This window comes from Rhodopirellula sp. JB055 (genome assembly GCF_043100905.1).
In the GTDB taxonomy this organism is placed as follows: Bacteria; Planctomycetota; Planctomycetia; order Pirellulales; family Pirellulaceae; genus Rhodopirellula.
Genome location: NZ_JBICHO010000270.1, coordinates 1 through 10,987, shown reverse-complemented (window position 1 = coordinate 10,987; position 10,987 = coordinate 1). Strand labels below are relative to the sequence as shown.

The 10,987-nt window shown below is 56.0% G+C and carries 7 protein-coding genes; 2 read left to right on the top strand and 5 right to left on the bottom strand.

Features of this window, described 5'->3' with window-relative positions; all coding sequences use genetic code 11:
• Positions 1–24 precede the first annotated feature (24 nt).
• The 5 genes from ACF8AM_RS10940 to ACF8AM_RS10920 all read right to left on the bottom strand — a co-directional run bounded on the left by ACF8AM_RS10940 (position 25) and on the right by ACF8AM_RS10920 (position 6,655).
• Positions 25–1,656 carry a permease gene (locus ACF8AM_RS10940; RefSeq protein ID WP_392555671.1) on the bottom strand — a complete coding sequence of 544 codons (1,632 nt, stop codon included), beginning with the start codon at positions 1,654–1,656 and terminating at the stop codon, positions 25–27.
• Entirely contained in the window at positions 1,653–2,084 is a 432-nt protein-coding gene (locus ACF8AM_RS10935) for a hypothetical protein (RefSeq protein WP_392555670.1), read from the bottom strand. Before ACF8AM_RS10935 ends, ACF8AM_RS10940 begins: the two co-directional genes overlap by 4 nt.
• 179 nt (positions 2,085–2,263) lie before the next feature.
• Complete coding sequence (locus tag ACF8AM_RS10930) at positions 2,264–3,211, bottom strand: AAA family ATPase (protein ID WP_392555669.1); 948 nt, start codon at positions 3,209–3,211, stop codon at positions 2,264–2,266.
• Entirely contained in the window at positions 3,208–5,424 is a 2,217-nt protein-coding gene (locus ACF8AM_RS10925; RefSeq protein ID WP_392555668.1) for a transglutaminase-like domain-containing protein, read from the bottom strand. Before ACF8AM_RS10925 ends, ACF8AM_RS10930 begins: the two co-directional genes overlap by 4 nt.
• Positions 5,405–6,655, bottom strand: a complete 1,251-nt coding sequence (locus tag ACF8AM_RS10920) for a DUF58 domain-containing protein (protein ID WP_392555667.1) — start codon at positions 6,653–6,655, stop codon at positions 5,405–5,407. The genes ACF8AM_RS10925 and ACF8AM_RS10920 overlap by 20 nt, the downstream gene beginning before the upstream one ends.
• A gap of 1,116 nt (positions 6,656–7,771) precedes the next feature.
• Here ACF8AM_RS10920 and ACF8AM_RS10915 point away from each other — a divergent pair.
• A complete protein-coding gene (locus tag ACF8AM_RS10915; RefSeq protein ID WP_392555666.1) occupies positions 7,772–9,349 on the top strand; it encodes a PQQ-binding-like beta-propeller repeat protein in 1,578 nt (525 codons plus the stop codon).
• Positions 9,350–10,490: 1,141 nt separating this feature from the next.
• Entirely contained in the window at positions 10,491–10,826 is a 336-nt protein-coding gene (locus tag ACF8AM_RS10910; RefSeq protein WP_392555665.1) for a Flp family type IVb pilin, read from the top strand.
• The last annotated feature ends 161 nt before the right edge of the window (positions 10,827–10,987 follow it).

Here is a 10,987-nt window from a genome sequence, read left to right as displayed (position 1 = left end):
TGTAGTCTCGTTGAACCCCGAGTGTCACTGTTCGGGCCGAAATGACCGCACCCAGCGGGAGTTGGTTGCCAGAATATCCCTCACGACCTGTTGTGTTTCCTCCAATTCAAATGGGTCGTGTTCCAATTCGTGCTCGAGCATTTCAAGCTTTTTGCGAATCAAATAGCCCTGCATGCGTTGGTAGGGGCGAATCTGGCCCGTGCGAATGAAAGTGCCAACTTCCATGCGGCGGCTCCAGTCTTCCCAAACCGGCAACCAGTACAGCGCGTGTTCGGCTTGGCCGCTGTTGGCGGCGGCGAGACATTCGGCCCGGGCCATGCTGATCTCGTCCAGGCATTCTTCTGCCGATGGGTAGTAAGCGAAGCAGGCGACGACGCTCATCGCGACCAATCCCGCCAGCATGGTCGCACCGATGACGCCCGGCGGGACAACGATGTCGAGTCCCTTGCGAGCTTGTGCGTCTTGCGTTGAAAGAGAGGAGGCAAACGAGTCAGATTTGGCGGTGCTCACCAACCAAGCCTCATCAATTTTCATCACCCGCAACCCGATGCCAATCAGGCTGAATACGCCTAGAGCCGAGAGTGCTGCGATGACGCTGAAGTCCATCTCTTTCACCACCAAGTCATACAATGTGCTTGTGGAGAGACTGTGGTGAATCGACATCGGGTTGGCGTAGATGTCGAAGGCATGTGTGTGCCCGGCAGGTTCGACGCCAGGCGGAACGAGTGGTCGATTGATCGCGTATGAAATGCCTAACACGATCACCAACAGCGAAGCGGTCCAGCATGCGGTGGCTTTGAATCCGTAGTTCCTTCCAAACCAAAACGGTGTTGCCAAGTTCATGCCGGTGCCCAAAATCAACAACGTGAACGCGGCACCGGGCGAATTGGCATGTTGGAACATCATCCCGAGTTGGCTCATGGCCAACATCGGCGTCGCATAAACGGGAATCGCGACGCCGAGCATCTTGAGAGGGGCGAACCAATCATCGCGTTCAACCGAATGCTGCATCGCACCAAACGGTAGGGCCGCCGCCAGGATCGCAAGGCCGGACAACGCCAGCATGGTCAAGCCAAGATTGACGCCGGTGAGTTCGCGGGAGAAGTGAACGAACGTTGCTGCGAGTCGTCGCAAGCCGATCAAGTGATCTTGGGGTTCGTCATCGGTGTGGTCCGTTTCCGAATCACGCTGGTTTACCAGTTCATCTTCTGTCTCTTTGCGGTTGGACCATTTTTCGATCGAGTCCCAGAACAGCCCCAGTGCCGTGACGATGATCAGCGAACCAAATGCGAACAACAGGATCACCAGTGGCCGGCTGAGCGTGAGCCCGTATAGCAGCGAGAGCGGATTGAACAGCGGAGCGGAAAGGGCGAATGCAGACATCGCTCCGGGCTTCACCCCCGCCCGACGCATCTCACGCAAAATCGGCAGCACGCCAATCGAGCAAACAGGCAACAGCATTCCGACCAACCACGATTGCGGTAGTGACCGCAGGGTGTCACCTCCGAACAGTCTGCGTGTGCCTTTGTCGCCTAAGTAGTACCGAATGATCGAGGCAATCAGCATGCCCACCAGGAACGTCGGCGCTGCCGCAGCGAAGCCTTGAAGGACGCGAACGAGTCCGCCCGTCAACATGATTGAAACAGGTTGGCTCATGATCCGGTTGCCTTCAAACTGGCGAGTTGGTCAGGGATTTTTGCAATGGATGCGTCGATCCGTTGGCAAAGTGACTCGATTTGTTCCAGGTCGTCGTTGGAGAATGGCTCGTTCGTTGCCTTCAAGTTTGCCGAGACGGCCTGGCTGCTTTCGTACAAAGGGATCCAATCGGCTTCCGACAGATTTGTGTCGGCGGCAACTTCGCCCACCCATTCGACGAGGTCTTTGATTTCCTGCCGCAGTTCTTCGTCGGAGAAATCATTGTTCGCGGAGATGCGAGTACGGAGTTTGCTGGACAAATCGGCGAGGTCTTCGGGCCAGTGTGCAGACACGACGTGATCGTCTTCAAAGTTGGACGTTTTGGGAGCGTCATCCGTGCTGCAGCCGGCAAGCAAGACAAGCAGCGAAAGGGTGAGGAAATGGTGCAACCAAGCGAATGGTTGGGACGCTGTTCTGTCATCACCCTCCCGGAGAGAGGGTGAAGTGGAGCCGCACGATTTTTGGGAGGGTCGAGCGAACCGAGAGGACGATTCCGTATTGGAGTCAGCGTGTGACCATCCCCGCCACGAAGCGGGGCGAGGTTGCAGTGGCTGGGGCTTTTGAGTCATCATTTGTACTCCGGCGCGGGAACTTGGTTCATGATCCGATCGATCACCGAATCGGAGTCGTCCGCCATGGTCAGCAACCGGACCGAAAGCACCGGGCGAGCGACTTTGGCAACGTCGCTGGGGGTCACGAAGTCGCGTCCTTGAAGCACCGCCCAGGCTTGCGCAATCCGTTGCCACAGCAACATGCCTCGCGGGCTGACGCCGAGTTGGATGGCCGGGTCGTCGCGAGTCGCCTCGACCAAATCGACCAAGTATCCCTGGACCTTCGGATGAACGGATGTCGTTTGCACCTGCTGTTGAATCTGCCTCAGTTCTGTCAACGACAACGTGCTGGATGCTCGCTCGCTGGCGCTGTCGGCTCGGGCGGCATTTTCAAGAATACCAAGTTGAGCTTCGCGGTCGGGGTATCCGATCTGAAGTTTGATGGTGAACCGATCCAGTTGGGCTTCGGGCAGCGGGTAAGCGCCGTGTGAGTCAATTGGGTTTTGCGTCGCGATGACGAGAAAGGTCTCGGAAAGCGAATGAGGCACCGAATCGATTGTGACCTGCCGTTCCGCCATCGCCTCCAGCAACGCACTTTGAGTCCGAGGCGTGGTGCGGTTCAGTTCGTCCGCCAGGAGCACATCGGCGAAGACCGGTCCGGGATGGAACTCGAACTCACGAGTCTTTTGGTTGAACAAATTGAATCCCGTCACATCCGTCGGCAGCAAGTCCGGCGTGCATTGAATTCGAGCCAGTCGTCCACCGAGGCAATCGGCGAGAGCTTTTGCCAGAGTGGTCTTGCCCGTCCCCGGCAAATCATCCAGCAGCAAGTGGCCTTGTGCGAGCAGGCAAGCAATGACCATTTCGATCTGCTCAGTCTTGCCTAACAGGACGCTTCCCAGTTGATCGCGTATCGCTTGCAACGCGGTTTGTGTTCGATCTTTGTGTTCGGTTGCCACACTCATGCCATTGTCTCGTTGGTCATCGATTTCAGTTGTTTTGTATTCAAGGCACGGACGAGCGAGTTGAGTCGGCGACGATCGATCGGTGCGGGTTTTCCAAAGGTGGCTTGGTCGGCCACGTCGCAAAATTGCTGGACGTGGTCACGCATGTGAACATCGCGAACGACGAGCGCTTCCAGCCAATCACGTTGTGGTTTTCCGGTCGGTCGAGCCTTGCCAATCAAGCTCGCACGTGTTTCCACAATTCGCATGGCGATACCGAGTTGTTTCCGCGATGGCAGCAGCAACGACAATGACCAGGCGGCTGTCAGCAGCCAGTCAATCCAGATCAGTCGTGTGAGGTAGGTGGCCACGCCCAGTGCAGCGATCAGAAGGCCGTGCATCCAATAGGTAGCCGCGAAGCGTTTGGTGCTCAGCCACAGCGAAGGTGTGTAAACGGGTTGTTGGTATCCGGGCGTCGGTTCCAGTTCAAACCACCGTCCATCGTTGAGTTTGATTTCGACCCAGAAGTGGACGTCTTCGGGGGTGATGTTTGCATGCCCCGCCGAGATATCGTACGCGTCCGGAGGAACATAAAACCCCGTCACCAATCGCGATTGCAGTCCGATTTCTCTCGCTTTTACCGCCGCGACGGTCGCAAAGAGGTGATCGCCACCGCGACGTGTTTGAAGAAACTCTTCGACTGGATTGTCCGTCAGGGGCGGCGTGTTGCGATCGAACGTGAACTCCGTTCGCAGTTCATGGACGATGTCCTGCAATTGTTGGAAAGGGTGGAGGGCGGAATCGGATGTTGCTTGTTGGCCCGCGTTTGTTCTCGTTTGGTTGCCCGCGAGCCCGTCCCACAGTTCGTCTTCCATCACTTGGATGGATGCCAAGTTCACCACCGTCAACGGCGGGATCTTGTCTCGTTCGGGCATGAACAACGAACCATCGTGTTCGATTCCAAAAAAGTCTTGACGGTTCACGTCCTTGATATGAAGTCCTGCCGTCATCATGGGGGCTGGGAACCGTGTCGAATCAAGACGCAGAACTTTCAACAGGTTGACCGTCACCAGATCGCTGTCGCTGAACACTCTGGATTCCAACTTGGGATCGAAGAACCAAACGTTTTGGTCGATCTCTCGCTGGTTCAGTTTGTCGTTGGAGCGATCGACGGTATTGGTCCAGTCGACGCCATCGAATGTGTCAAATCGCTGCATCGCCAATCGAATGCCAGTCGGGCCAGCCCACTGAATCACCGCGTTTTCTTTCGCATCTTCAAAGTGTCGATGCTTCTTCGGTGGCATGCGATCTGTGCTGAAGGAAGAGCCACCTTTTTCGCTTTTGGCAGCCTGATCGTGCATGGGAATGAAGTTTTCGTTTCCCATCGCCTGGCGACGATCCCACTTCATTTTCTGTTTGGGTTCACCGATCATTTCGTTGACCATGTCGAAGAGTGACGACTCGGTGGATTCCAGGAAGATCTCTGATTCGACCGCCCCAAAAGACTCGGCATGATCTTTCGCTGCGATGGCGGCGTCGCCGGAACCAACACCGGAACGTGCTGCAGGGTCCGACCATTTGGAACCGCCACTGGTGGGCATCACACCGTTGGTCATTCGGTTGGCAGGCCCGACATGATTTCGAACTGCCAGTCCCCCGACGATGCATAAGATAACCGCAGCGAGCACGCTGACAGGGCGGACTCCCACGGTGGGACGAACGGAGTCAGGCAAACAGACATCCAGTTTCTCCCAGTGATTGGCGACCAAATGCCAAACGCAAACGCTCATCCAAGCAACCGCGATCCAAACCGCTTGCGAGTGTTCGGAGATCGACGTGGCAATCAGCACCAGACAGCCACTGGCGACCATCGACATGGCTCGAGTGCGATCCGTTTTGGCCGCAACTGCGACGGCCAGCGAGACCGAACCAAACGCCGATAGCATCGACATCTCAAATGCGATTGGTGATCCGAAAAAACGGGCCAGAAATGCAAACAGAATGGGAGCAATCGCGAGCAGCGTCGTCGCGGAACTCGTCAAGAGTTTCGATCTGCCTGATTCCACGCGGAAAGTCTTGACGAGTTCCACGATAGCAAAGGTTGCCAACAGTGTTCCGAATTCAGCCAGGAACCAAGGTCGCGACTCCACATAGAATCGCAACGGCACCACGGAGGCGATTGCAAGGATCGCCAGCAGGATGGTTTCTCTTCGTCTACGCGGCGGCGTCTGCATCACGCACCTCCGTCCAAAAACACAAGATCTGGTCGGCCAGTGCATCGCTTGATTCGATCTGCTTCATCACTGATCGTCCGCCAGCTCGGCGTCCGCCGCGAGGGTCAATGACTTGTACGGTTTCGCAGCCGTCGCGATCCGATGAGAACTCGATCCTTGCGTTCTTGCTGGACCGTTTCCGCTGGATGGTGGCGTTTGTTCCATCGGCGGGAATTTCAGTGAGGGCGTTGAGAATTTGCTGCCTGCCCTGGCTGCCGCGTGCCAGCCGAAGGCTTTGCGAACCAATCGTGACTCGCATCGGCACGCCGGATTGATGCAGGTTGATCAAGACGCTGGCGGCCATGCGTATTCGATTGGCCAAAAGTTCGCGCCCGGTTGGTCCGATCTGTTCTTCATCGGAGAATGACATGGCGGAGGAGGGATGTATCACGGTGTCGATGAAAACATCCAGTTCAACGGACTGCGGGCCGCCACGTTCCGTCACGACCAATGAGTCCACCTTGGCGGATGCGACCCAGTTGATGTGTTTCGCTGAGTCGCCACGTCGATAGTCTCGGACCCCAATGAAGTCACCGCTGCGCCCGCTGCGATTGCCGTCGCCTTGATCGGTGCTGGTCATTCCGATGATTGGGCAGACACCATGAACCGGGTAAACCTTGGGCCATACGGTGAGCGACTTCATCGTCGTCAGGTTGCGACGGGCCGTCCAAATTCCAAATGGAAAGGAACAGGCAACCTGTGGCAACTGAATGGGGTAGTGACCTCGCAGGGAAGGATGGACGGTGATTCCATATTCGCTGACGCACAACGGGGCGACGCACGCCAGTCCAACGGTGGGAACCGCTTCATCGCCTTCGCAATCCAGGTAACCTTCGACGGCCAATCCCCAAACGGGAATGGGAAGTCGGTTGCGGACGGCGACGAGCATTCGGCACGCATCGCCTTCGTGAACGGAGTCCGCTTCGGGACGCAACTCACAGGTGGTGACGTACACGGCAACCAAGGGCCACGCCATGCCGACAACGATGATCGCAGTCAACGAGGCGGCCAGGACCCAGCCAATCGGACTGAGGTACAGACCAACAATCACGCTGATTGCGGTTGCGAGAACGAACCAACCGATGGGTTCTTTCAGCCAATAAACAAAACGATTTGCCCAGGGACAGAAATCGGTTGTCATCACACGAGACAACCAACTCGCAGACCTAGGCGTCTCCTGGGCAACTGCCATGGAAACGCGCCTCGGGTACGGAAGCGAAACAGGGAAAACAATCACTCAGCGTCAGACGCTGGGCGGACCCCGTACCCGGTGGAGATGGCTGATCGCTTGCGGGACGAATGCGTTTTCCGCAATCGTCACGTCGCGGCAGGCAGTCAACGGTTCCAGTTGAACCGTTGTGTCCCAAAGAAAGATGGCGTGACGCGACGCAAAGAAACTCTGGCAAATCGAGCAGTGATCCGAGTCGTGAGGCTCGGGCGGTTGATCCGATTCTGACTTGGTCGAAACGCAACTTGCGTTGCTTTGGCACGTTGTTTCGTGTTCGTCCGCGCTGGTGTGAGCGTGGTCGCAACACCCGTGCTCACTGTATCCCGGCTCTCTGTATCCCAGCTCACTGTGATCGTGTGTGTGACCAGTGTGTGCGTGGCGATGCCATTGGTCGTGCGATCCTGCTGGCAAATCGCAGTGAGAATCGCAGCAGGCCGATTGGTGCGTTGAGCATCCGACGTGAACCCAACCTGCAACATTGCCGAACAACAATGCAACCAGAGTGAAGTAGACGGTGAGGGTCCGGAACGACGCCAAGGGTGAGTTGCCAACGTTGAAAGGCGCAAGAAGCCTGATAGCACTGCAGATTGATTCAGGCATGAATCAACGGTCCGACCGTGGATGCAATGATTGTTCTCGCGACTTTACGGATTGTCAATCGAAAAGGTTCGCGGTGCCGGTGTGGGGGATTTTGCTCGGGGGTGGACGGGCAGACTTAAAGAACGAAGTGAATCTTTTTGTCGAAACGGTTGACGAATTCGGCTTGGATCGCAATCGTAACGAAACTTTCACTTTGTCCTTGGTCGGACCATCTGACACGACTTCGTCGACCTCTTCGCTTTCTTGCGGCTTTCATGTTCCGACCCATTTCCTTTGCGTTTTCGCGGCAAAGCGACTCACGCGCGGGCTCCAGTGGGCTTCTGCACGCGAATCACGCCTCGCAGGTTTGGGATTGGCGTTTGTGCTGCCAGGCAATGGCGTTGCGAAGTTGAGTCCTCCGGCAGCCCGGTGCTGCCAGTCCAATCCCTTTTCAAGCGGCGCGATTTGCCCGCTCACTCCGGCGATGCAGAGAGAATTTCAATGAATCTGAATAACCCCCGGTTGGAGGTGGTGACGCTTTGCGTGTTGTCACTTGCCTTGGTTTTGACAGCCCGTTCGCATGCCGAGTGGACCTCTTTTCGGGGCGGCGGTTCCTCTCGCGGATCGGCCTCGCTCCCCATGGAGTGGTCCGAGGATACAGGGATCGCTTGGCAGCGTGAGCTCGATGGGTATGGGCAGTCTGCACCGATCGTTCATAAGGACGCGGTCTACACAACCAGCGTCAAAGGCTCAATGTCCGAATCCTGCTTGGTCCAGAGTCATGATCTGGCGACCGGGGCTCTTCGTTGGACTTATGCCAAGGATTCCACGCACCAGCATCCATCCAACTACATGAACGCTCGCGCCGCCCCCACACCGGTGGTGGATCATGAAGGTGTGTATGCCTTCTTCGAAACGGGAGATTTGTTTGCCGTTGATCTGCAAGGCAAATTGCTTTGGGCTCGCGATGTATCCAAGTTGACTGGCAAGTTCGACAATTCGCACGGCGTGGGAGCTTCGTTGGCCCAAAACGCCACCCATTTGTTTCTCAATTTGGAACATGGTGGACCGTCTTTCTTGACCGCAATCGAGAAGCGGACGGGCAAATCGTCGTGGACCGTCGATCGTGAATCGTCGAAATCCTGGTCGTCCCCGATTGTCGCTGAAGTGAACGGCGTGGAACAGCTGATTGTCAGCAGCGGAGGAAGCGTGACCGGTTATGACGCATCCAATGGCGATGCATTGTGGTCGCTTGACGGCCTGGAAGGCAACTCAGTGCCCTCGCCCACTGTGGCCGGCAATTTGTTGTTGATCGGTGCTCGATTGCCAGAGTTTGCCGGGGATGGCGACGTGCAGTCAAACTGCTGTTTGGATCTTTCCAGCATTGAAAATGGGCGGCCTCGTGTCGCGTGGCGTGCGGACAAGGCGATCTGCGAATACGCCAGCCCCGTTGTTGCCGGTGAGCACGCGTATTTTCTGAACAAGGCCAATGTGCTGCACTGCCTCGACGTGGAAAGCGGAGAGATTCTCTACCGCCAACGGATTGATGGGGATTGTTGGGCGACTCCGATTGTTTCCGATGGAAAGCTTTACTTCTTTTGCAAGAACGGTCAGTGTCACGTGATCACTGCGTGGCCTGAGTTCAAAAAGCTGGCCAGCAATTGGTTGTGGGATCAAGACAACCCGCCAGCGCCCGAAACGTACCAGGAGTCTTCGGGTGAGTCCGGTGGCTCTCACGGGCATGGTGGGCAACATGGTGGTGGCGGCAATGCTTCGCCAGCGTCCGAAGGCCCTGGTGGAGGCATGGCAGCCCGGATCAAGGCTGGCGATCAGAACGGTGACGGGGTTTTAGAAGGTGACGAAATTCCCAAGATGTTTCGAGGTATGATCGGGCGAATCGACACCAACGCCGATGGCAAACTCGATGAGCATGAGATCGACGCGATGGCCAAGAGTTTCGCTGAACGGCGGAAGAACTCGGCGGCGTCATCCCGTGATCCAATTGTGTACGGGGTGGCGGCATCCGGTGAGCAAATCATCGTTCGAACTGGTACCCGTTTGTTTGTGATTGGCAATTGACCGCATTGCCTGTTGAGTGAAACGAAGTGCCGGGCGAGGTTGGGGGCGTCCAGTTGCCGTTCGCGTGTTGTCGCAGGTTCAACTTGGAATCCGCGACAAACGCCGGATGGCGCACGTCCGGGCCGAGGTGGCACCCGAAATGATGTTTCGATTCAAGGTCGGGCAAAAACGTTGAAATCGCGAAGTTTACGAGGATCAGCTTGACGAACGAATCGGTTGTAGTCATCGTACAACCGAGCAATCGTCTTTGGACGGACCACTTTGCAACCGTCAAAATTTCTCTGAATCGAACGTCGTTTTCATGACTTCGCTGTTCCGGCCTCTTGTCGCTAGCCTGCTATGCAGCCTGATCGTTCTCGGTCACGCTCCGGCGTGGTTGCATGTGGCGACCTGTGATAGCGAATTGCATTCACATGACAACATGAGCGGGGTGGTGTCTGGTTGTTCGAATGGGTGTCCTCACCATGTGAAGGAATCAGATGCATCGGCGGCCGCTGCATCTGAGGTGGTGCTTCATTCGGGTGGATTGTGTGCCCCTCATGATCATAGAGTCTGTGGGATTTGTCAATCATTGGCAAGTCCCATCGGTGTGACTTGGGATTTGGTGGTTGTACTTCCGGCCGAGTATGCCTCAGAACTCACCAGCGTCCCGGCTGTTTGCCCGTTGTTGGCGACTCTTCTTTCTATACCCCAGCCTCGCGGGCCACCGGCGATCTCAGCCTAGGTTTTGCACTTCGTTCCGTGGGATAGGCTTCCAGCCCGTCGTCCGCGCATGGCAGGTTGTATCTCTGGCGTTTTTTTCTACCTCGTTTGTTTTGGTGTTCACCTTTGATTGGTGCGCGTCAATTCAACTGGACTCACGACCCAATGCGTCCCGTCGCGCGGCGGTGTGATCGGTCAAACGGTCCGGCCAAACCAGAGCGGTTGTGCTTTGCGCGGTGGGGCTCCTTTCAACAGACATATCGTAGTGGAAGAGGTGACGAGTCCTCTTGCTCGGGACTCGTCGCCTCGTCCATTACAAAGAAAAGACATCGTGTGCGGTTTGTTCGTCGCCGCCACACACGGCCTGCACTGGTCATGCGGAACCTTTGGTCAGGCGACAAAATATTGTTAGTAACTCGTTTTCTCAAAGGAAAACAAAATGCGTAAGTTGTTTAAGAACAAAAAAGGCCAAGGCCTGGTTGAGTACGGGATCCTTGTTGGCGGTATCGCTTTGGTTAGCTTGGCTGCTGTTGCGATTCTAGGTCACAAGACGAATGACTTGATTGCAACCGTTGCTGCTTCTCTTCCTGGTGCCCACGGTGATGACGAAGGACCAATCGTCAGCGGCAAGTTGGTCAATACGACTTCCAATGAAGACGGCGGCCTGATTTTGGATGCCAACTCGCCAGGATCGATCGAGGACAACTTGGGGATCGAAGGTATCGGCAACTTGGTTCTCGAAGCCGAGCACGACCATGCAGGAACTGGAGGCTGATTTGCTAACCGGTTGCTCGGCAGTCTTAAGGCTGCCGAGCAATTTTCTTTCTTTGTGCCTGGCTGCATTGTGCTTGTCGAAAGCAAAGCTGAAAAGAAATGTCATTTGCAATAATGCTCGTTTTTAAATTGACGAGTGGTTGGCGTGATTGAATCGTTGTT